The 21,545-nt window shown below is 72.1% G+C and carries 23 protein-coding genes; 14 read left to right on the top strand and 9 right to left on the bottom strand.

Going from position 1 to position 21,545, the window contains the following annotated elements:
• Positions 1-60 precede the first annotated feature (60 nt).
• From ACWD02_RS09825 to ACWD02_RS09815, 3 genes are all read left to right on the top strand, one after another.
• Positions 61-702 (top strand): hemerythrin domain-containing protein, encoded by a 642-nt coding sequence (locus ACWD02_RS09825; RefSeq protein WP_451206789.1) that lies wholly within the window; start codon positions 61-63, stop codon positions 700-702.
• Positions 703-878: 176 nt separating this feature from the next.
• Positions 879-1,538 (top strand): DUF6875 domain-containing protein, encoded by a 660-nt coding sequence (locus ACWD02_RS09820; RefSeq protein ID WP_451206786.1) that lies wholly within the window; start codon positions 879-881, stop codon positions 1,536-1,538.
• Positions 1,535-2,536 carry a beta-ketoacyl-ACP synthase III gene (locus ACWD02_RS09815; protein ID WP_451206783.1) on the top strand — a complete coding sequence of 334 codons (1,002 nt, stop codon included), beginning with the start codon at positions 1,535-1,537 and terminating at the stop codon, positions 2,534-2,536. The genes ACWD02_RS09820 and ACWD02_RS09815 overlap by 4 nt, the downstream gene beginning before the upstream one ends.
• A gap of 57 nt (positions 2,537-2,593) precedes the next feature.
• Here the strand turns inward: ACWD02_RS09815 and ACWD02_RS09810 are convergent, their stop codons facing one another.
• A complete protein-coding gene (locus ACWD02_RS09810) occupies positions 2,594-2,839 on the bottom strand; it encodes a hypothetical protein (RefSeq protein WP_451206780.1) in 246 nt (81 codons plus the stop codon).
• A gap of 177 nt (positions 2,840-3,016) precedes the next feature.
• On the opposite strand from ACWD02_RS09810, the gene ACWD02_RS09805 reads away from it, so the two are divergent.
• Positions 3,017-3,289 carry a chaplin gene (locus tag ACWD02_RS09805; protein WP_451206777.1) on the top strand — a complete coding sequence of 91 codons (273 nt, stop codon included), beginning with the start codon at positions 3,017-3,019 and terminating at the stop codon, positions 3,287-3,289.
• Positions 3,290-3,383: 94 nt separating this feature from the next.
• Here ACWD02_RS09805 and ACWD02_RS09800 read toward each other — a convergent pair whose 3' ends face one another.
• The 7 genes from ACWD02_RS09800 to ACWD02_RS09770 all read right to left on the bottom strand — a co-directional run bounded on the left by ACWD02_RS09800 (position 3,384) and on the right by ACWD02_RS09770 (position 7,782).
• Positions 3,384-4,256: a tyrosinase family protein gene (locus tag ACWD02_RS09800; protein ID WP_451206775.1), complete on the bottom strand. Its 873-nt coding sequence runs from the start codon at positions 4,254-4,256 to the stop codon at positions 3,384-3,386.
• 39 nt (positions 4,257-4,295) lie between these two features.
• Positions 4,296-4,676, bottom strand: a complete 381-nt coding sequence (locus ACWD02_RS09795) for a tyrosinase family oxidase copper chaperone (protein ID WP_451206772.1) — start codon at positions 4,674-4,676, stop codon at positions 4,296-4,298.
• Between the two features lie 38 nt (positions 4,677-4,714).
• Positions 4,715-5,365: a vitamin K epoxide reductase family protein gene (locus tag ACWD02_RS09790; protein WP_451206770.1), complete on the bottom strand. Its 651-nt coding sequence runs from the start codon at positions 5,363-5,365 to the stop codon at positions 4,715-4,717.
• 83 nt (positions 5,366-5,448) lie between these two features.
• Positions 5,449-5,952 (bottom strand): DUF5949 family protein, encoded by a 504-nt coding sequence (locus ACWD02_RS09785; RefSeq protein WP_451206768.1) that lies wholly within the window; start codon positions 5,950-5,952, stop codon positions 5,449-5,451.
• Positions 5,953-6,174: 222 nt separating this feature from the next.
• Positions 6,175-6,456: a hypothetical protein gene (locus ACWD02_RS09780; protein WP_363209031.1), complete on the bottom strand. Its 282-nt coding sequence runs from the start codon at positions 6,454-6,456 to the stop codon at positions 6,175-6,177.
• A 223-nt stretch (positions 6,457-6,679) separates the two neighbouring features.
• Complete coding sequence (locus tag ACWD02_RS09775) at positions 6,680-7,357, bottom strand: hypothetical protein (protein WP_451206765.1); 678 nt, start codon at positions 7,355-7,357, stop codon at positions 6,680-6,682.
• 185 nt (positions 7,358-7,542) lie between these two features.
• A complete protein-coding gene (locus ACWD02_RS09770) occupies positions 7,543-7,782 on the bottom strand; it encodes a chaplin (RefSeq protein WP_451206762.1) in 240 nt (79 codons plus the stop codon).
• Between the two features lie 354 nt (positions 7,783-8,136).
• Here ACWD02_RS09770 and ACWD02_RS09765 point away from each other — a divergent pair, with 354 nt between their 5' ends.
• From ACWD02_RS09765 to ACWD02_RS09730, 8 genes are all read left to right on the top strand, one after another.
• Positions 8,137-9,291: a glycosyltransferase gene (locus ACWD02_RS09765; protein WP_451206759.1), complete on the top strand. Its 1,155-nt coding sequence runs from the start codon at positions 8,137-8,139 to the stop codon at positions 9,289-9,291.
• A complete protein-coding gene (locus ACWD02_RS09760; protein ID WP_451206756.1) occupies positions 9,288-10,766 on the top strand; it encodes a sugar transferase in 1,479 nt (492 codons plus the stop codon). The genes ACWD02_RS09765 and ACWD02_RS09760 overlap by 4 nt, the downstream gene beginning before the upstream one ends.
• A 98-nt stretch (positions 10,767-10,864) precedes the next feature.
• Positions 10,865-12,130: an O-antigen ligase family protein gene (locus ACWD02_RS09755; protein WP_451207460.1), complete on the top strand. Its 1,266-nt coding sequence runs from the start codon at positions 10,865-10,867 to the stop codon at positions 12,128-12,130.
• Positions 12,127-13,791 carry a murein biosynthesis integral membrane protein MurJ gene (gene murJ / locus ACWD02_RS09750; RefSeq protein ID WP_451206753.1) on the top strand — a complete coding sequence of 555 codons (1,665 nt, stop codon included), beginning with the start codon at positions 12,127-12,129 and terminating at the stop codon, positions 13,789-13,791. Before ACWD02_RS09755 ends, murJ begins: the two co-directional genes overlap by 4 nt.
• Positions 13,781-14,566: a polysaccharide deacetylase family protein gene (locus tag ACWD02_RS09745; protein WP_451206751.1), complete on the top strand. Its 786-nt coding sequence runs from the start codon at positions 13,781-13,783 to the stop codon at positions 14,564-14,566. Before murJ ends, ACWD02_RS09745 begins: the two co-directional genes overlap by 11 nt.
• On the top strand, positions 14,563-15,696 hold the full coding sequence (locus ACWD02_RS09740) for a glycosyltransferase (RefSeq protein WP_451206748.1): 1,134 nt from the start codon (positions 14,563-14,565) through the stop codon (positions 15,694-15,696). Before ACWD02_RS09745 ends, ACWD02_RS09740 begins: the two co-directional genes overlap by 4 nt.
• On the top strand, positions 15,693-16,352 hold the full coding sequence (locus ACWD02_RS09735) for a lipopolysaccharide biosynthesis protein (protein ID WP_451206746.1): 660 nt from the start codon (positions 15,693-15,695) through the stop codon (positions 16,350-16,352). The genes ACWD02_RS09740 and ACWD02_RS09735 overlap by 4 nt, the downstream gene beginning before the upstream one ends.
• Positions 16,353-16,357: 5 nt before the next feature.
• Positions 16,358-17,479, top strand: a complete 1,122-nt coding sequence (locus tag ACWD02_RS09730) for a GNAT family N-acetyltransferase (RefSeq protein ID WP_451206743.1) — start codon at positions 16,358-16,360, stop codon at positions 17,477-17,479.
• A 19-nt stretch (positions 17,480-17,498) separates the two neighbouring features.
• Here ACWD02_RS09730 and ACWD02_RS09725 read toward each other — a convergent pair whose 3' ends face one another.
• The gene (locus ACWD02_RS09725; RefSeq protein WP_451206740.1) at positions 17,499-18,647 is read right to left on the bottom strand and encodes a glycoside hydrolase family 26 protein; all 1,149 of its coding nucleotides are present in this window, start codon (positions 18,645-18,647) and stop codon (positions 17,499-17,501) included.
• Positions 18,648-18,776: 129 nt separating this feature from the next.
• Here ACWD02_RS09725 and ACWD02_RS09720 point away from each other — a divergent pair, with 129 nt between their 5' ends.
• On the top strand, positions 18,777-20,057 hold the full coding sequence (locus tag ACWD02_RS09720) for a carboxylate--amine ligase (protein WP_451206737.1): 1,281 nt from the start codon (positions 18,777-18,779) through the stop codon (positions 20,055-20,057).
• Positions 20,050-21,318, top strand: a complete 1,269-nt coding sequence (locus ACWD02_RS09715; protein WP_451206734.1) for an NAD(P)-binding domain-containing protein — start codon at positions 20,050-20,052, stop codon at positions 21,316-21,318. The genes ACWD02_RS09720 and ACWD02_RS09715 overlap by 8 nt, the downstream gene beginning before the upstream one ends.
• The last annotated feature ends 227 nt before the right edge of the window (positions 21,319-21,545 follow it).

Below are 21,545 nucleotides of genomic sequence, written 5' to 3'. Positions count from 1 at the left end.
AAGCACCCGGCGCGCGAACACCCGTACCGCCCGCCGTTGACCCTGTAAGGAGCGACATTCATGACCGAGTCCATCGCCCACCTGCCCTCGGGCCACCAGACGATGCTGCTGGCCCACCGTGCCATGGTGCGCGACCTCGACCGCGTGGCCCGCAGCGCCGAGCAGCTGGCCCGTACGCCCGACGCCGCACAGGCCGCCGCCCTCCGCGACTACGTGGACAAGCTGTTCCAGGTGATCGAACACCACCACGAGGGCGAGGACGACTTCCTCTGGCCGCGGCTGCGCGAACTGGGCGCCGACCAGGAGGCGTTGGCCCTGATGACCGCCGAGCACGAAGAGCTGGCGAAGGTCCTGCACACCTGGCACGAGACGAGCAAACGCCTCGGCACGGACCCCGCGGCCGCCACGGAACTGGCCAAACGCACGGAGGAGGTGCGCGAACAGCTTGCCGGGCACGCCGGCGACGAGGAGCGCGAACTCCTCGGCCGCCTCGCCCCGGCCCTCGGCAAGCAGATCTGGAAGGGGTTCGCGACCCACATGCGCAAGACCGCGCCCGGCTGGACGCTGCGCTTCATGCCGGCCTGGCTGCTGTCCGTGGCCGAACCGGGGGAGCAGGGCGGCGTGGCCGCCGCGCCGATCGGCAAGCTGTTCAGCGGCTGGCTGGAGAAGCGCCAGCGCGCCGCCTTCGGCGACAACTACTGAGTTCCACCGGACCGCCGCGCGTCACCGGACGAGCACCGCCCTGAGATGAGTTGACCGGCGAAGACCAACAACTGCCCGAGCTGAACCGCTGAGTCGCCACGCGACCTCAACACCCCTCTGCGTCACGCGAGTCCGGGTGGCGGTTCAGTGCGTCCTGAATCACGGAGGGAACCCTCATGAGTCCGTCGGTATCGGCCGTCACTCCCCCTGGGAGGGCGGACACACCAGACCGCTCGGCCGCATCGCCCCTGGAACGGGGGCGGCAGTGGATAGAAGAGTTCATCATGCGTCCGCACGAGCGTATCAACCGGGAGGGCGCCGTCTGCCCGTTCGTCGAATCCTCGATGAAGGCGCAGAGCTTCCGCATCGAGGAGTGGCAGGTCGCCCCGGACATCGACGCCGACGGAATGGTGGGCCTCGTGCGCCGCATGGCCGAGGCCTTCGAGACGACACGGTGGGAGGGCCGCAACCGGGTCCTGCACACCCTGGTCCTGGTCCTGACGGGACTGCCCGCGGGCAGCAACCGTCTGCTCGACGAGGCACACGCGCTCGCCAAGCCCGAACTGGTGGGCCGCGGCCTGATGCTGGCGCAGTTCCACCCCGACTGCGACGAACGCGCCGCCCGCAACCCGGAGTTCGAGGTCTCGCGTTCGCCGGTGCCGATGCTGGCCATGCGCTGGATGGCCTTCCACGACGTCCTGTTCCTCGACTCGGACCCCGAGTGGTTCGCCGCCTACGAGGAGCGGTACGGGGGCAGGCACGAGCGGGGCTCGGTGGCCGACCCGCTGTTCGCCGAGGCGTTCGCCGAGGCGCGGGACAAGTGGAGCACCCCGTGAGCCCGGCACTGAGCACGTCCCGGGGCGCCCGCTTCGCACGGATCATGGGCGTGGGAACGTACCGCCCGCGACGGATCGTCGACAACGAAGAGGCCAGCAGCCTCATCGACTCGTCGGACGACTGGATCCGGTCCCGTACGGGCATCCGCACCCGGCGCTGGGCGGGGCCCGACGAGACCCTGGCGGTGATGGCCGAGGAGGCCGCCGCCAAGGCCATCGCGGCGGCGGGCATCACGCCGGCCGACATCACCTGCGTCATCGCGGCGACCTTCACCTACCTCAAGCAGACCCCGGCCGTCGCGACGGAGATCGCGCACCGCGTCGGGGCGCGGGGCGCGGCCGCCTTCGACCTGTCGGCGGGCTGCGCCGGATTCGTGCACGGCGTGGTGCTCGCGGCGGACGCGGTCCGCAGCCGCGGCGGCCATGTCCTGGTCGTCGGCGTGGAGCGGATGACCGACCTGCTGAACCTCAAGGACCGCTCGACCGCGTTCATCTTCGGGGACGGAGCGGGCGCCGTGGTGATCGGCCCCTCCGAGACCCCCGCCATCGGTCCGGCGGTCTGGGGAGCGGACGGCTCGCAGGCGGACGCGATCGAGCAGACCGCCCCGTGGGACGTGCTCAGGGACTCGCCGGGCCAGGAGTTCCCGTGGATGCGGCAGGAGGGGCAGCGGGTCTTCCGCTGGGCCGTCTACGAGATGGCCGAGGTCGCCGGACAGGCCCTGGAGGCCGCGGGCATCACACCCGCCGACCTCGACGTCTTCATCCCCCACCAGGCCAACGTCCGCATCATCGACGCGATGGCCAAGCGCATCGGCCTGCCGGAGGGCGTGCGGGTGGCCAAGGACATCGTGACCTCGGGCAACACGTCCGGCGCCTCCATCCCGCTCGCCATGGACGCGGTGCTCGCGTCGGGCGAGGCGAAGCCCGGCGACACGGCCCTGCTGCTCGGCTACGGTGCGGGCCTCTCGTACGCGTCGGTCGTGGCCACCATGCCGTGAGGCGGGGCCGGGCCCACTGGGACCCGACCCCGCCTCACGTCGCGCACTCGACCGGTACTAGGCGTAGAGCAGACCCGTGACGGGCGCGGCCAGGTCGGTCACCTGGTGGAGCTGCTGCAGCTCGTACAGGTTGTTGAGGCCACTGAGCTGCTCGGTGACGGTGGGCATCTCGGCGCGCTGCTCATCCGGGATCTGGGACGTGGCGAGCGAGTTGATCACGCCGGTGGGGTTGATGGCTTCGGCGCTCGCGGCGGGCGCGGCCAGGGCGGAGGCGCCGGCGGCGAGAGCGAGGACGGCGGCCATGCGTCGTGTTGAGATCATGTGATGCGCAACGGCTCGGCACAGCCCTGGACACGGGCACCCCGCCGATTTCACCAATGATGTACCGATCGGTGCCGTTACCTGCGGTCGATGACGCCGTTGAAGGGACAGTACGGCCGCGTGCATGCGGCGGTATTCGTCAATTCAAAGGAGAACGTGATGTCTCGCATCGCGAAGGCAGCCGCTGTTGCCGTCGGCACCGGCGCCGTGGTGCTCAGTGGCACCGGTATGGCCATGGCCGACGCAGGCGCCCAGGGTGCGGCCGTCGGCTCGCCCGGCGTCCTCTCGGGCAACCTCATCCAGGTCCCGGTCCACGTCCCGGTCAACGTGTGCGGCAACACGGTCGACGTCATCGGGCTGCTGAACCCGGCGTTCGGCAACACCTGCGTCAACGCCGACGGCCACAAGGGCGGCCACGGCTACGGCGGCTGATCCCGCATGTGAGCCCCCGGCGGTCCGTGACCGCCGGGGGCTTTTCCCTGCCCATCCGCCTCGCGTGGTCCATCCGTCAAGCGTGGTCCATCCGTCACGCGTACCGGTAGATGCCCTGGTGCCCGATCAGCTCGTCCGGCTTCACGTCCCACGGCGGCATCCCCTCGAAGCGGGCGCAGATACGGCCGTGCAGCGGGCTCGCCCCTGGCCCCGGCGGTTTCTCGGGCAGGTAGGGCGCGGAGCGGGGGTGCTTGGCCTGCCAGCGGTCCCACAGCAGGTCCACGAAGGCGTGGTTCAGCCAGAAGACGGGGTCGTTGACGGACGCGCCGCCGAGCATGTGTCCGCCGACCCAGCGGTGGACGCGGTTGTGGTTGCGCCACTTGTTGTTGCCGGTGCCGGTCGTCCACCCCTCCAGCTTGTTGCGGAAGCCGCCGTCCGACGTGGAGTCCCAGGGCGCCCTGTCGTACACCGGATCGCGCATGGCCCAGGCCAGCGTCGCCTCGGTGGGCAGTTCGATCGGGTTCTGCGGCCGGCCGAAGTCACGCATGAGGAAATCGCCGTCCGACTCCCCTTCCGTGATGATCCAGGTGCCGTTCGACCGGGCGAACGGCCCGGTCATGACCTGCCGGTCCGATCGCCGTCCGTTGCCGCCCATGAGCCCGCTGCCCCAGAGCGAGGCGCCCGGTGACCTGTCCGCCGTCCAGTCCCAGTACGGGACGGTCACCGATGAGTCCAGCCGCTGCAGGGCCTGCTCGAACTCCAGGAGGAACCTGCGGTGCCAGGGCAGGAACGAGGGCGTCATGTGGGCCACCCGCAGGCCGGCCTCGCCGTCGGACACGTAGTGCTCGACGTGGATCCGCACGAACTCGTCGTACTCGCCCCTGCGTTTGAGTGTGAGCACCGCGTTGACGAACCGCCGTTTCTCGGCGCTGGTCAGCCGGGCCTGGTTCTTGCGCGTGTGGACCACTTCGGTTCGCTCCTCCGATCGGGGTGTGCGCGGCAGTGATCAGACCGTCCCGCCGCGCAGCTGCCGGCCACGGCCGAGTTCGTCCACTGCTCTGCGGGTGGCGATGAGCGGCGTCGGATACGACTGGTAGTGGTCGATCATGGTCAGATAGCCGCCGTCGGCGCGCCGCATGAGGTGGAGCGGACGCCCGTCCACGGTGATGTCCCAGGAGCCGTGCGGGCGTTGCCGCCCCGCGGCCGCTCGTGACCCGCGGATGTGCCGGCCCTCGTAGACCTCGTCGAACGAGCCGTCCCCGAGATCGTCGGACGGCGGGTCCTGGGCCGCTTGCCGGGCCTGCCACTGGATGGCGGCCTGCGCCGCCACCGCGGCGACGGCGACTCCGATGAGGCCGCCCGTCGTGGCCCGCCGGGTGATGGTCACTGCTGATGCCTCCTTGCGCGTGCTGCCGTACGGGGGTGTCAGCTGGTCCAGAAGTCCCACCAGCGCGTGAGGACGAGCATGCCGATGACGCCGATGTGCAGCACCGGGAGCACCCAGGTGAACTCGCCGAGGAACGTGCGCAGTCCGGCGGGCGCGGGCAGCAGGCCGCCCCGGACGTTGAACGAGGTCACGTACCAGAACATGGTGATCGTGGCGGCCCAGGCGAGGCAGCACCACAGGCACAGCGAGTTGATCTCGTACAGCGACTGGTACTGCAGCCAGGTGCAGAAGGCGACCCCGAGGAGCGCGCCCGCGTTCAGCGTCAGGTAGTACCAGCGCGGGAAGCGCGCGCGGCCCAGCAGGCTCATGCCGACGCACATCACGGCTGCGTAGGCGGCGATGCCCAGCATCGGGTTGGGGAAGCCGAAGACCGACGCCTGCTCGCTCTTCATGATGTTGCCGCAGGAGACCACCGGGTTCAGGCTGCAGCCGGGGGTGTAGTCGGGGTCTTCGAGGAGCTTGAACTTGTCCAGCGTGATGACCCACGCCGAGAGCAGCCCGGCGGCGCCCGTGATCACCAGGAGCAGCGCGAACGCACGGCTCCCGCCGGTGCCGGGGGGCGGCGGCTCCACGTGCCCCGAGGAAGCCTCGGGCCTACGGGCCGCGGGGAGGGGCGTCTTGGTGTGCATCGCGGTGTCCTCACTGGTGCCGGGGACCGCCGGTCTGTCCCGACCGGCGGGCTCCAGTCGTGTACGGGCCCTTGCGGCAGTTCCTAGCCGCGCAGGCTCTTCGCGGTGACCAGGCAGTGCGCGGAGCGGGTCATGGTCTCCTCGGCGCCCGCGAACGCCGCGAGGGCTTCCTCGGCGAGCGGGACGCCGGGCTTGGCCTCCGGCCAGGGGCGCGTGGTGAACATGAAGTAGGCGTGGCCGCGCTCGTCCACCGCCGCGAGCCACTCCGGCGGCACCACGCACTGGGCGTTGAGGTGCGGCATGTTCAGTACGGCCTGCCCGGCCTCGACGAGGAGGGTGACCGGCAGGCTCGGGTTGCGGGAGGTCTCCACGACGGGGCCACCGACGGGGAGTCCGGTGTTCTGCAGCAAGAGCTCGATGGCTTCGGCCGCTGCCTCGGGGCCGCCCTCGCCGTCACCGAGCGAATAGGCGAGCAGGAAAGGCATGTCCTTCTCGTCGTCGGGGTGTTCACCACTCCAGGCGATCACGGTGAGAGTGCCCAGATCGGCGGCTCGGAAAGTGCGGGTTTCGCTCGATGTCGAGGTCATCCGGGAACGGTATCGATGTGTTCGGGGGCTCCGGACCCATCTTTCACTTGACTGGGTGATTACGGACGAGCGATCACACGATCGGGGCACGCACCGGTCGAACTCCGGGGGCCCGCGCTCGAACTGGGCCCGTGAATGCGGAAAAGGCCGGGAAATGACCGAGGGCCGGTTCCGCGGAATGCGTCCGCGGAACCGGCCCTGGTGGAGAAGCAGAGGAGAGCTCTACTTGGCGACGGGAAGTCCGCCGAGGAGCTTGCCGGCGCCGCCGCCCGCGTGCAGGCTTTCCGCGGCACCTGACACGGCGTTGACGACCGAGTCCTTGTTCTCGGTGTCAAGGGCGTTGGTGGCCAGCGGGGCCGCGTCGAGGGACGACGTCGACCCGGCGATCGTGTCGACTGCACCATTCAGGCTGGTGGGCGTGAGGTCGGCGGCGAAGGCGGGTGCGGCGACACCAGCGATGACCAGGGATCCGGCAACGACAGCGGCAGCCTTCAGGGGCTTCATCGTGTTCCTTTCTGCGGCGACGAACGGTCGCCAGAGGGGCTTTTCACTTCGCCATGGGTAACGAGCGCTGTGTACGGCGGAAACTCTGTGCGGCGGAAATTCACGGAACCCACCCGAACGAAGGCGCTGTCTCATTCTCGTATGAGATGGACGGTCACGAGGGACGCAAAAGACCGTCGCGCCGGCCCCGAAGGCCCGCGCGACGGGTGTGGCTGAACCGGGCTCAGGAGAGCGCGGGAGCCTGGGGCGCCTGGGCCGCGGGCTTCTCCGGGGCCTTCGGCAGGGACGGGAGCCCCGCCAGGTCGGGAGCGGGAAGGCCGCCGCCGACCAGCGTGGCGGCGACGAGGTTGACGAGGCCGGTCAGCACGGTCGGAGCCGTCCCCGCCACGGCCTTGGCGTCGCCCCCGGTGGCCGCCTTGATCAGGGCGTCGACCGAGGTCTGCAGTGCCTTCAGGGCGTCGGCCTTCGGGTCGGCGGACGCGGTGGCGTCGTCCTCCAGCGCCTTGGGGAGCGCCAGGGGCTGCGGGAGCGTCTGGGCCTCGGGGACCGCCGGGGTCTGGGGGAGCTCGGGGGCCTTGGAGGGCAGGGCCGTGGCCTTCGCGATGGCGTCCTTCACCGGGGCGGCGAGCTTCGTGGCGTCCTCGGCGGGAAGCTGGCCCTTGTCCGCCTTGAGCACGGCGGTGAGCAGATCGGTGACGGGTGTGAGCACACCACCCGCGTCGGCAAGGGTCTTGACCTGGGCCAGCAGCTTCTCCGCGTCGGGGACCGGTGCGCGGGCCGCCTCCTGGGTGCTGCCATGCGGGGTGTCGCTCTCGGCGGCGACGACGGGGCCTGCCGTCCCGATGAGGAGAGAGGCGCACAGGACGGTGGTCGCGATACGCCGTACGGGCAGAGCACGCATGGATGTTCCCTTCGGTGATGCGTCGGATCTTGTGTTCACCGTGAAAGCGGTGCGGACCGACCGCAACCGAGCGACTGCCATTCGGGGGCATGGCGGCCGTACGGGGCACAGGAGGGAACGGGAACGCACGACGGCCGTCCTCCTCGGGGGAGAACGGCCGTCGCTCAGTGCGTCTTGCCGATGCGTCAGCTGTTGACGCAGGTGTTGCCGAACGCCGGGTTCAGCAGGCCGATCACGTTCACGGTGTTGCCGCAGACGTTGACCGGGATGTGGACCGGGACCTGGGCCATGTTGCCCGAGAGGACGCCGGGCGAGCCGACGGCCGCACCCTCGGCGCCGGCGTCGGCGGCGGCGATGCCGGCGCTGCCGGCCATGGCGGCCACGACAACGGTGGAGAGGGCGAGGGCCTTCGCGGTACGCGACATGCGGGGTTGCTCCTTGGTCAGTTGATGCTCGGCAGGGCGGGGTGCCCGGCCCATGGATCAACGGATGTCGCCCGCAGGAGTTGTGGGCCCATAAGGGTGATCTGCTGGCGCCGAGTTAACGCGAAGGGTCCGCCGGGCCGTGCTCCCGGCCGGTTCCGGGCGTTACGCACTTCACGTTTCCGACACACTTGTCAGCCTTCCTGGATTAATGCGGAAAGCGGCTAGTGTTGCTCTCCTCCTGAAGCCATTTGTAAGAACAAGTGCGGGAAGTTACGAGTCCGGTGTGACTTTCGCATTTAAATTCTCCCTCCTGGTTCGGACCTTTCCCGAAAGGGCAACGCCGAGGCGCCGTGCATGCAACTGTCATCAACTGACCACCGGCTGAGCGTCCTTCACGTCGCCCAGCCCGTCGACGGCGGAGTGGCCCGCGTGGTCACCGACCTGGTGAGGTCCCAGCTGTCCACCGGGATGCGGGTCGACGTGGCGTGTCCGGCCGGCGGCCGTCTGCCGGATGCCGTACGCGGCCTGGGCAGCGGCACGCACGCGTGGGCGGCGGCCCGCTCCCCGGGGCCGGGGCTGCCGGACGAGGTGCGGCGCCTCGCCCGCATCGTCGACGAGCTGCGGCCCGACGTCGTGCACGCGCACAGCGCCAAGGCCGGGCTCGCCGCCCGCCTGGCCCTGCGCGGCAGGGTGCCCACGGTGTTCCAGCCGCACGCCTGGTCCTTCGAGGCCGTCGGCGGGGTGACCGCGCGGCTCGCCCGGCACTGGGAACGCTTCGGGGCGCGCTGGGCCACGCACATGGTCTGCGTCAGCGAGGCGGAGCGGCTCACCGGGCAGCGCTCCGGGATCGACGCGCCCTGGTCCGTGATCCCGAACGGGGTGGACGTGGCACGCTTCCGGCCGGTGGCCGCGCACGCGGCACGGACCGGCCTCGGGCTCTCCCGGCAGGAGCTGCTCGTCGTGTGCGTGGGGCGGCTGTGCCGGCAGAAGGGGCAGGACGTCCTGCTGCGGGCGTGGGCGTCGGTCGCCGAGCGGTTGCCGCTCGCCCGGCTCGTGCTCGTCGGGGACGGGCCCGACGCGGCCGGCCTGCGCGAGCGGGCGCCCGCCTCCGTGCGGTTCGCCGGAGACGTCGGGGACGCCACCCCCTGGTACCAGGCGGCCGACATCGTCGTCCTGCCGTCCCGGTGGGAGGGCATGGCACTCGTACCCCTGGAGGCGATGGCCTGCGCCCGGCCCGTGGTGGTCACCGACGTGGACGGCGCGCGCGAGAGCCTGCCGCCCGCACTGGTGGCCCACGGCCTGGTCCCCGCCGAGGACCCCGAGGCACTGGCGCGAGCTCTCCTGTGCCTCCTCGGAGACCCGCCACTGCGTGAATCCCTCGGCCGGGCAGCACACCGCCACGTCCTGAACACCCACGACGTGCGGCACACCGCGGACGCTGTCGCGGCCGTGTACCGCGAGCTACTGGGCGTGGGACCCATCAAGTGCAGGGAGTCCATCAACCCGTGAGTGCGGAACGAACCGTCGCCCCTGCCGCGCAGCCACGGGCGGCCGACCACGCCATCGCCACCGCCTCGGTCATCCCACCCCGCGGGGCCGGGAGCGGGCGCCGGACGAGCATCGCCTGGGGGGCTTCGGCGCGTCGCTCGTCGGCGCTCCCCCTGTTTGCCGTCGACTGCAGCGCCGCTCTCCTCGGCACCGTGCTGCTCACCGCGGCGCAGCGCCACCCTCTCGTGGTGGTCCTGCTGCTGGCCGCGGTGACCGGCCTGAACGCACGCGCCGCGCTGTACCGCCCGCTCGCCGTGCCCTGTGCCCTCGACGAACTGCCGTCGCTCGCCTGGCAGGCCCTCCTGAGCTGGTGCGCCGTGGGGCTCCTCGCCGCGAGCGTCCCCGACCTCGACCCGCTCTCCCTCACCACCCTGTGCACGGCGGCGGCTCTCCAGAGCGTGCTGTGCTGCGCGGGCCGCGGCGCCCTGTACGGATGGGCGCGCGGAGCGGCGCTCCGCCAGCCACGCCCGGCCCTGGTGGTCGGCCCCGGAACCGTCGCGCGGCGCGTGGCGGAGGCGGTCCTGCGCCATCCGCGGGCCGGGGTGCGGCCCGTGGGCATCGTGGGGGACGCGCCCGCCGAGCGCCCGGAGTCGGAGGGCGCCGAACTGCCGGTGCTCTCCACGATCGAGGAGCTGCGCCGCGCGGTCATCCAGAACGACGTACGCACGGTCCTGGTCGTCGGACCGACCCCGGGCCCGGAACAGATCGGGTGGCTGCGGACGCTGAGCGGTTCGGGCTGTGACGTATGGGCGGTCGACGCGACACAGCCGCCGGGTTACGACGCGCCCGGGCGCCAGGCCAGATCCGGGCGGCTCGCGGGGTTCCCCTGCCGTCAGCTCGTGCCCGTGCGGCGCAGGCACTTCAGTGTCAGCAAGCGCGCCCTCGACCTCGTGACCTCGGGAATCCTGCTGCTGCTCATCAGCCCCGTGCTCCTCACGTGCGCCGCCGTCCTGCGAGCGACCGACGGCCCCGGGGTGATCTTCCGTCAGGAGCGCATCGGCAGGGGCGGACGGCCGTTCACTCTGCTGAAGTTCCGCACGCACCGGCCCGCCGACCCGCACGAGGCCGCGACCCGGTGGACCGTCGCGGGCGAGCAGCACATGAGCCGGTTCTGCCAGTTCCTGCGCCGCTCGTCGCTCGACGAGCTTCCCCAGCTGTGGAACGTCCTGCGGGGCGACATGAGCCTGGTCGGCCCACGGCCCGAACGCCCCTATTTCGTGGGCAAGTTCAGCCAGACCTACCCCGGATACGCCGAGCGTCACCGGATGCCGACCGGCATCACCGGGCTCGCCCAGATCCAGGGCCTGCGGGGCGACACCTCGATCGAGGACCGGTGCCGGTTCGACAACGCCTACATCGACAGCTGGTCGTTCTGGCAGGACCTCTGCATCCTGCTGCGCACCGCCGTCTCCCTCGTACGTCCCACGGGGAGCTGACCTCGTTGAACGGCGCCTCGCTCACGTTCCTCCCGCCCGGCTCACCGGCCGCCGCGGTCTCCTCGGCGCTCCGGAGCGCCGGGCCCGTGCTGCCCGTCATGGCCGTGGTCGCCCTGCTCGCGCTGCCGGTACCACCGAGCGACGGCGGCACCGGCGGCGGCACGATCGCCGACGCGGCCTCCGCCCTGGTCGTGCTCTGGTGCGTGGCCCGCACCGTGCGCGAGGCGCGCCGGCCGCTGACCCGGACCGCGGCAATCGTGCTCGGCATGCCGGTGGTCGGCATCGCGGTCGCGGCGGTCGGCGCGAGCACCGCGACCGCCGGGATGACCGGCCTGGCGCGCTATCTGCAGGTCTTCGTCCTCGTGCCGGCCGCGGTCCTGCTGCTCGTCCGCGACCGACGCGACTTCCGCCTGGTGGCCTGGTCCCTCATCGGCCTCGCCCTGTTCCAGGGCTCGATCGGCGTCCATCAGTACGTCACGGGCACGGGCGCCAGCTACATGGGTGCGGACGTCCGTGCCGTGGGGACCTTCGGCGCGAGCGACGTCATGGGAATGTCGACGGTGGTGTCGTACGGCGTGGTGTGCGCGGTCGCTCTCGCGCTCGGCCCCGCCTCCCCGAGACAGCGGCAGATGGCGCTGGCGTGCGCGCTGCTCCTGACCGTTCCGCTCGCGCTTTCCTTCAGCCGCGGCGCCTGGATCGCCACCGTCGTGGCCTGCGGCGCCCAACTGGGGCTCGCGGGCGTACGGAACGCGCTGCGGGCCCTCGCGGCGGTGGCCGCCGCGGCCGTGGTCCTCGTGGGCGGGTTCGGCATCGGCACACAGTTGCTGCAGGAGCGCGTCACCAGCATCACGCAGGTCTCCGACGCCCCCGACCAGTCGGTCACCGACCGGTACACCATGTGGGCCGCGGCGGTGGACATGTGGCGTGCCGAGCCGGTGACGGGCGTCGGGCTCAAGGCCTTCCCCGACCACCGCGACAGCCACGCATCGCTCGCCCTCTCCTCGGCCAGCGACACCGCGGGCGCGGGCGCCGGGTTCAGCCGCCAGCCGCTGCTCTCCCCGCACAACATGTACTTGCTCGTCCTGGGCGAGCAGGGGCTGCTCGGCCTGTGCGCGCTGGTCGGCAGCTGGGCGGCCTTCCTGCTGCTTGGCCTGCGGCGGCTGGTGCGGGTGCGCAAAGGCGCGGGCGCGGACTGCGCGCTCGTCGCGTGCGGGCTGCTGCTGTGGCAGCTCGTGGACTTCTCGTACGCCGACATCGGCGGTCCCTCGACGGTGCTCATGGCCGTGGTCCTCGGGCTCGTCGCCTGGTGGGCGCTGTCCGGCCGCGCGCTGGCCGCCCCGATGCCGGGGGAGGTGCCGCGATGACCTCCACCACCCGTTCCGTGGACGCGGGGCAGGCGGGCAAGGTGCCCGCTCCGGCCACCGAGACCGGTCCCGCCACGGGCTCCGACCCCTCCAACGGCTTCCTCGCCAAGGCCGCCCTGATCACCGCGGCCCTCACGGTGGCCGGATCGGTGCTCGGTCTCGTACGCGACCAGGCGCTGGCCCACTTCTTCGGCGCGGGCCCGGAGACCGACGCCTTCCTCGTCGCGTGGACCGTCCCCGAGGTGGCCACCACCCTGCTCATCGAGGACGGGCTGGCCTTCGCCCTGGTCCCCGCCTTCAGCATGGCGCTCGCCCGTCGCGGCCGGGGCGCGCGCCGAGACCCGGTCCGCGCGCTGGTCGCCGCGTCGCTGCCCCGGCTGATGCTGGCCTCCGGGGCGGTCGCGGTGATCCTGATGGCCGGGGCGCCGTTCCTGGTCGAGATCCTCGCGCCGGGGCTGCCTGACCCGCGCCTCGCCGTGGACTGCACGCTGCTCACCGCCACCTGCGTCTTCACCTTCGGCCTCGCCGGATACTGCAGCGCTGCCCTGCGCGCCCACCGCAGGTTCGTGGCGCCCGCCGCCATCTACGTCTTCTACAACATCGGCATCATCACCGCGGTGTTCGTCCTCGCCCCCCGCTACGGCGTCCGCGCGGCAGCCCTGGGCGTCGCGGCCGGCGGCGTACTCATGGTTCTCGTCCAGGCCCCCTCGCTCTGGCGCCAGCTCACCCGCGACACGGCGGACGCGCCCGACGAGGAGGCCGCGGGACCCTCGGTGCCCGCCCTGATGAGCGGCACCCTCGTCGCGACCGTGCTGCTGTTCGCGCTGTGCCGCCAGTCGCAGGTGCTCATCGAGCGTTTCCTCGCGTCCTCGCTTCCCTCGGGGGCCATCTCGCACCTCAACTACGCGCAAAAAGTGGCGCAGGTGCCGATGATCCTCTCCCTGATGCTGTGCACGGTCACGCTTCCCGTCGTCGCGCGGGCCCTGGCCGAAGGCGACGTCAAGCGCGCGAGGTCACGCGTCGAGCGGGACCTGGGCCTGGCCGGCTGCGTGGTGCTCCTCGGCACCTCCGTGGTGATCGCCTGCGCGCCCCAGCTCATCCAACTCCTGTTCCAGCGGGGCGCGTTCACCGCGGCCGACACCGAAGCCACGGCGGCCGTGATGCGCGTGTACGCGCTGGGGCTCCTCGGCCACACGCTGGTGGGGGCGCTCACCCGCTCCTACTTCTCCGGCGGCCGGGCCACGTGGTTCCCGCTGGGCGCGATGGCGGCCGGGGTCGCCGCGACCGCCGGGGCGGGCAGCTGGGCGGTGGACCTGTGGGGCGTACGCGGCATCGCGCTCGCCAACGCGGCGGGCATCAGCGTCGCGGCCTGCGTGCTGCTGTGCGGGATGGGGCCGCGCAATGTGCCGATCCGGGTCCGCGGGGTCCTCGGTGAGCTGGCCAAGCCCGTGGCCGCGGCGGTGTGCGCCACCGGGGCGGGCGCCGCCGTCGCGGGCTGCTTCGGCTCCCCGTGGGCCGCCTTCGCCGTCGGCGCCTCGACCATCACCGCCGTGTTCGTCCTGGTGCTCCGGGCCCTGAAGGCCAAGGCCGTCGAACCCGTCCTCCGCTCCGTCACACGCTCCGTCACATCCGCCACACGAAGGCTCACGCATGTCCGTTGACACAGCACTCGGTGAGACCCCCCGTTCACGGCGTACGCGGCACTGGCTGCCACAGGCGCCGACGTGGGTGGCGATGTACCACTCCGTGGACACCTGCGCGGACGACCCCTACAAGATCACCGTCTCGCCCGAACGCCTCGCGGCCCAACTGCGCTGGCTGCGGCGCCAGGGCCTGCGCGGGGTGAGCATGTCGCGGCTCCTCACGGCGCGCGCCCGCGGCGAGGGGCGCGACCTGGTCGGCCTCACCTTCGACGACGGATACACCGACTTCGTCGCCAACGCCCTGCCGCTCCTGCACCACTACGACTTCGACGCCACCGTCTTCGTGCTCCCCGGCCGCCTCGCGGGCGACAACGCGTGGGACCCCCTGGGCCCGCGCAAACCGCTGCTCGACGCGGGGGGCATCCGGGTCGCCGCCGCCGAAGGGATGGAGGTCGCCTCGCACGGCCTGACGCACGTCGACCTCACCCAGGCGGACGACCGGCTGCTGTGGCAGGAGACCAGCGGCAGCCGGGTCGCCCTGTCCGACCTCATCGGCCGCGAGGTGGAGGGCTTCTGCTACCCGTACGGCACCATCGACCAGCGTGTCGTCGACACCGTACGGGCGGCCGGCTACCGCTACGCCTGCGCGATCTCCCCGGGCCCCCTGACCGGGCTGCACGCCCTGCCGCGCGTCCACATCGGGCAGGAGGACACCGCCCTGCGGCTCCAGTTGAAGCTGCGGCTGAACCGGCTGCGCCGCCGTACGGTCCGCGAACCGGCGGTGACCGAATGAGGGCCCTGCACATCATCACCGGCCTGGGAGTCGGCGGCGCCGAACAGCAACTGCGCCTGCTCCTGCGCCACTTGCCCGCCGAGTGCGACGTCGTGACCCTCACCAACCCCGGCCCGGTCGCCGCGGGCCTCACGGCCGACGGGGTGCGCGTCATCCACCTGCGCATGTCCGGCAACCGTGACCTGGGCGCCGTGCCGCGCCTGGTGAAGCTCATCCGCGGCGGCGGATACGACCTCGTGCACACCCACCTGTTCCGCGCCTGCCTCTACGGGCGGATCGCCGCGCGCCTGGCGGGGACACGCGCCGTCGTGGCCACCGAACACTCCCTCGGCGACTCGCAGATGGAGGGCCGGCCGCTGACCGCGGGCGTCCGCGCGCTGTATCTGACCGGCGAGCGCCTGGGGCGGGCCACGGTGGCGGTCTCCCCGTCCGTCGCCGAGCGGCTCAGCCGGTGGGGGGTGCCCCGGCAGCGCATCCACGTCGTGCCGAACGGCATCGACGTCGATCGGTTCCGCTTCGACCCCCGCGCCAGGGTCGCCGTACGCCGCCGACTGGGGCTTTCCGACGACGCGTTCGTCGTCGGCGGTGTGGGCCGGCTGGCCCCCGGCAAGCGGTTCGACGTCCTGCTGCGTGCCCTGGCAGCGCTGCCACGGGACGTGCGCGTCCTGCTGGTCGGCGGCGGTCCCGAGGAGGCCGGGCTGCGGGCTGCGGCGGCACAGCTCGGCGTCGCGGACCGCGTGGTGTTCGCGGGGGAGCAGCCCTACCTGTCCGAGGGGGCGCCCGGGCTCCCGGCGTTCCTCGCCGCCATGGACGTTCTCGCGTCGCCTTCCCCCGAGGAGGCCTTCGGCCTGGCCGTCGTGGAGGGTCTCGCCGCCGGGCTGCCGGTGGTCTACGTCCGGTGTCCCGCCGTCGAGGATCTCCCGCCGGATGCCGTCACCGGCGCCGAGCGCGTGCCGGGCGACCCGGATTCCTTCGCGGGGGCGCTGCTGCGGGCCAGGTCGGCGGGGCCACGGCCGCGCCTCGTCCCTCAGGCCGCGCAGCACTACAGCATCACCCGCAGCGCCGCACAGCTGATGCACGTGTACGAGGCAGCTGCCTCCGGCTCGACCCCGAGAGTGAGTTCCCGATGACCGATACCCTCAGCAGGCGGTACCGCCCGGCCGACCCGGCCCTGATGCTCGCCCGCGTGAAGCGACTGCCCGCGTGGTGGCTCCTGCCCGCCGGTGCCGCGCTCGGCGCCCTCACCGGCGGTCTGTACGGCGCGGTCGCGACACCCGAGTACACCGCGACCAGCTACGTGATCGCCGTCCCGCAGAAGGACTCCGACCCCACCGCCGCACTGGGCTTCGCCACCGCGTACGGCCGCGTCGCCACGCAGCTCGCGGTGCTCGGCGACGCCCAGGTGGAGTCGGGTGTCTCGGCGCAGACGCTGCGCGAGAGCGTGCAGGCCGCCACCTCGCCCGACGCCCCGATGATCTCCATCTCGGCGACGGCGGCCAAGCCGGGCAAGGCGGCCGACATCGCCAACGCCGTCTCGCGCTCCCTGACCAACAACGCGAACCACACCAAGAACAGCACGCGGGTACGTCTCCTGCAGCTCTCCCGAGCGGTGAAGCCCGCGGCACCCGCATCGGCGTCGGCGCCCATGACCGCCCTGGTGGGCGCCTGTGCGGGAGGTCTGCTCGGCGGGCTCACCCTCCTCGTGCGGCCCCGCCGCGGCGAGGACGCCCCGGCGGCCGCGGTGCCGGGCCCCGCGCAGTCCGCCGACATCGACCGGGAGAGGTGACGGGAGTGGCGGACAACGCCCTGGCGGTCGAACTCTGCACGGACGAGGCGGAGTTCGGTCGCCTCGCGTCGGCGTGGGCCCGGCTGCACCGCACGTGCCGGACGGCGACGCCGTTCCAGAGCCATGCGTGGCTGCACTCGTGGTGGCTCTCCTACGGCGCGCGCGGACGGCTGCGCGTGGTCCTCGTGCGCAAGGACGGCGAGCTCGTCGCCGCGGCGCCGCTGATGCGCGCGTACCTCCCGCTCCCTGCGCTCGTGCCGCTGGGCGGCGCGATCTCCGACTTCACCGACGTGCTGATCGACGACACGTGCGCCGACGAAGCCGCGGACGCCCTGGCCGACGGCCTGTCGAAGCTGGCCCGCGGCGCCCTGATCGACTTCCGCGAGGTCCGCTCCGGAGCCGCGGTGGAACGCATCTACGAACGCTGGCGCGGGCCCCGCCTCCGCCTCGCGGACTCGCTCTGCCTGGAGCTGCCCGCCGCGTCCATGGAGGAGCTGCTCGGACGGCTGCCCGCACCGCGGGCCCAGCGGGCGCGCGCCAAGATCCGGAAGCTGGACGCGCTCGGCGTCGAGCGACGGGTCGTACGGCACGACGAGGTGGACGCGTCGGTGCGCACGCTCCTGCACCTGCACCAACTCCAGTGGCAGGGCCGCAAGGTGACGTCCGAGCATCTGCGGCCGCGGTTCTCCGAGCACCTCATCAGGTCGGTGGGGCTCATGGTCAGGTCGGGCGACGCGGTGGTCACCGAGTTCCGGCTCGACGACGACGTGGTGGCAGCCGATCTGACCCTCCTCTCGCCCCACCTCGTCGGCGGCTATCTGTACGGGGCGCACCCGCGGCTGCGCGAGCGGAAGGTGGACGTGGCGACGATGCTCCTGAACGCCTGCACACAGCATGCCGAGGGCGAGCGGAGCCGGGTGCTCAGCCTCCTGCGCGGCAACGAACCGTACAAGCATCACTGGCGCCCCGAGGAAGCCACCAACCACCGGCTGCTCCTCGCCCGCCGGCGCACTGCCCCCGTGCTGCGGGCCGCCGCATGGGAGGCGGCGGCCCGCAGCCGGGGCAAGGAGTTCCTGCGCAAGCGCCGGGAAGAACGGGAACACCGGGAACGCCCGGAGAAATCCTGAGCGGTCCCGGCCGCCCCGCTCACGACCGCTTGTACCAGTCCAGGCGCATGCACAGCTTCCCGCCAAGCCAGTGCTCGACCCAGTCGCCCAGGTTCAGCGGGGAACAGTTCGGCGGCTGCGTGGGCTGCGTCGGCTCCGGGGCGGTCGGCCCGGTGTCCGTACGGCCGAAGAGCAGGGAGCGGTAGGCCTTGGACGACTTGGGGTTGTCCTCGCACTGCCATACGCCGTGCGGGCAGTAGTCGGTGACCGTGTTGTACAGCGGTTTGTGCTCGTCCATCCAGGCGAGCATCTTCCGCATGTACTCGTCGTTGTCGCCGTTACGGAAGAGGCCCCACTCCGGGTAGGAGATCTCCTTGCCGTGGGCCTCGGCGAATTCCACGTGCTGCTTCAGGCCGTACGGCTCGCTGACCTGCTCGGCGAAATCCGTGCCCGTCGGCTGGTCGTACGAGTCCATGCCGACGATGTCCACGACGTCGTCGCCCGGATAACACTGCGTCCAGGGAATGGCGTCCCGGCCCCTGTTCGGAGTGAAGTCGAACTTGAACTTCTGCCCCGGCACCGAACGCATCGTCGTGACGATGCGCTTCCAGTACTTCTTCCAGGATTCCGGATCGGGGCCGCACCGGTGGGTGTACGTGGTGCCGTTCATCTCCCAGCCGAGCACCACCACGGTGTCCGGCACATCGAGCTTCACGAGCCGTTCCGCGAGGGCGCGGTAATGCCGGTCGAATTCGCCCGCGGCGCCCCGCTGGAGCAGTGAACGGACCTCGAAGTCACCGACGCGGTCCTCGTTGCGCTCCATCATGGGGACGTTGAGCACGAAGAGCCGGTCGTCCTTCGCGCGCCGCCACTCGGCCCACTTCTCCAGGAAGTTCGGCGCCCCCTCGATGTTGCTCCACCGGTCGCCCGGCAGATAGGTGTGCCCGACGCTGAGCTCGGCGCCGCCCAGCCATTCGCTGAGCTCGGCCATGCGCTCCACGCCCTGCGGCCCGTAGGTGAGGTAGGCCCCGAACGCCGGCTTCGAGCCGGGCGGGGAGACAGGTGGACCGGGGTCCTGGCCCGCGCCCCACGCGTGTCCGGACCCGACGGCGAGCGCCGCTGACACGACGATTCCGGTGGCGGTGACTGCCAGGCGTCTACTGGGGGTGCGGCGTCTGTGCAAGGCCATGGTCGCTCCTCATGCTGCTCCTCATCCACTGACACTCAGTCATATGTATTTCTATTGCGCCAATCGAGCCCCTAATCCTCTGGGCGTGCCCATCGCCCGCATGGGGGATGGAATTGAGAGAATTTGGCCGTGCTAACTCTCGACACCCGGGTACCCGCGGTTCTGCTGCGGATCGACCGGAACCCTTTTCATCACGGCACACTCGGAGCCGTCCGGTCATTGGGCCGGGCCGGGGTGGAGGTGCATGTGGCGGCCGCGGATTCCGCGGAAAGCCCGGTGCGCAGATCCCGCTATCTGCACCAGACGCACCCTCCGCCGCCGCCGGGCGCGTCACTCCGGGAAATCGCCGTCGTACTTCGCCGCATCTCCCACCGCGTCGCCCGACCGTCCGTGCTCATTCCGATGGACGACGCGGGCGCCCTCGCGATCGGCCGCCTGCAGAGAGAACTGGCCGAGACCTACCTCCTGCCCGACCAGGCCTGCGGACTCGCGGAACGCGTGGCCGACAAGGCGACGCTGACCGAGGTGTGTGCCACGGCCGGAATCCCGCACCCGGTGACGCTCCTGCCCGAGACCCCGGCCCAGGCGGCGGCCGCCGTACGGAAGTTGGGGCTCCCCCTGGTGGCGAAGTGGAGCCGCCCCTGGCTGGTCCCCACCGGGACGGATCTGCGCAGCACGGTCCTGGTGCGGTCGGCGGGGCAGGCCCAGGAGCTCTACCGGCGCAGCGAGGAGGCGGGCAGCCGCCTGTTGCTGCAGGCCTTCCTGCCGGCCGCCCCCGGCCGCGACTGGTTCGTCCACGGATACGTCGACCGCTCGGGGGCCGTACGCGGCGGCGGATCCGGCCGCAAGCACCGCTCCTGGCCGCGCGGGGCGGGCCTGACAGCGGTGGGCGAGTGGACGCCCGACCCGGGCCTGCGGGCCGACGTGGAGAGACTGGTCGGCACCCTGGGCTACCGGGGCATCTTCGACCTCGACTTCCGGGTGGACCTCGCGACCGGCGAGCACTGTCTGCTCGACTTCAACCCACGGCCCGGCGCCCAGTTCCGGCTCTTCGCCGACGGCACCGATCTGGACGTGGTGCGCGCGCAGCACCTGGACATGACGCACCGGCCGCTGCCGGCCGCCGCCGCCCTGCCCGGCCGCTCCTTCGTCGTGGAGAACTACTCCCCGCTGGCCGCCCTGCGCGTCCTGACGACGGCGGTCCCCGCCCCCACCGCGGCACACCGCCGCGAGTTCGCCTGGCACGCCCAGGACGACATGGCCCCTGCCCGCGCCATGTGGGGGCTGTGGTCCCGGCACGTGACGCGGCGGCTTTTGGGCCGTGTGCGGCGGACGGTGCGCCCGACGGCCCCGGCCGCGCCGCCGACGCCCGTACCGACGACGAGAGAGCGAGCAGTCGCTGATGCATGACCTGTTGGTTGTCGGAGCCGGCCCCTACGGGCTCTCCATCGCCTCGCACGCCGCCGGGGCCGGACTCGACGTACGTGTCTTCGGCAGACCCATGGCGTCCTGGCGCGACCACATGCCGCGGGGCATGTTCCTGAAGTCGGAGCCCTGGGCGTCGAACCTGTCCGACCCCCGGCGCCGCCACGGCCTGGCCGCGTACTGCGAGCGCAACGGAACACGGGCCCGGCACGGCGAACCCATCTCCGTGGAGACGTTCGCCTCGTACGGCCTGTGGTTCGCCCAGCACGCCGTGCCGGACGTCGACGAGCGCATGGTGGCGAGGGTCGGCGCCTGCCCCGGGGGTTTCGAGGTGGTCACCGACGACGGCCAGACCATCCGGAGCCGCACGGTGGCCCTGGCCGTCGGCGTGATCCCCTTCGTCGAGATCCCCTCCGCGCTGCACGGGCTCGACGCGCACCTCGTCTCGCACAGCAGCCACCACCGGGACCTGGACCGCTTCCGCGACCGGGACGTCACCGTGATCGGCGGCGGCCAGGCCGCCCTGGAGACCGCCGCGCTCCTCGCCGAGCAGGGCACGCGCGTACGGGTGCTCGCCCGGTCGCACCGGCTGAACTGGAACACCGTGCCCCCCGCCTGGAAACGCCCGTGGCGGGAGTCCGCCCGCGCCCCGCGCAGCGGCCTGGGCTGTGGATGGCGCAACTGGTTCTACGCCGAGGTGCCGGGCGGCTTCCGGCGGCTGCCCGAGGCCACCCGGGCCCGCGTCTCGGCGTCGGCGCTCGGCCCGGCGGGGGCCTGGTGGGTGCGCGACCGGGTCGAGTCACGCGTCGAGGTGCTGCTCGACCACGAGGTCGCCACGGCGTCGGTCGTGGCGGGCCGGGTGCGCCTGGCGACCGTCGGGAGCAGCGGCGTAGGCCCGGACTTCGACACGGACCACGTCATCGCGGCCACCGGCTTCAGGGCGACCAGCGCCCGCCTGGGCCTGCTGGCGCCGGACCTGCGCGGCAGCCTGGCGGTGAACGCCGCCGAAGAGCCGTACGTCTCGATGGAGTTCGAGTCCTCGTACCCCGGTCTGTTCCTGGCGGGCCTGGTCACGGCGTCCAGCTTCGGCCCGGCCATGCGCTTCGTGCACGGAGCCTCCTTCACGGCCGGCCGGCTGGTACGAGGCGTTCAACGCAGCCTGCGCCGTGCTCCGTTGGGGCCCGCTGTCCCGGCGCCGGCGGGCGGGCGAGGCCGCCGTGCGCTCCTGGGCGCCGTCAAGCGCTGAGCGAGAACTCCGCCCCCCGGAAACCCGATCAGGTGATGCCCTCGGCGAACGGGTGAATCGGTTCCTCGTCCCGGGCGATCAGGTGGTGCACTCTGTCGTATGGGACGGGCCTGGTTGCCCTCCGCCAGCCGTCGGCTCCATGCCGTGGGTAGGCAACACCCCCCTCGCGGGCCGGCCCCACTCCCGTTCTGGCGGGGAAGAGACCCTCGGGTGTCTCTTCCCCGCCA

Source organism: Streptomyces sp. NPDC002853 (assembly GCF_053591915.1).
The sequence above is the reverse complement of the archived record's forward strand: the minus strand, read 5'-3'. Positions and strand labels throughout refer to the sequence as shown.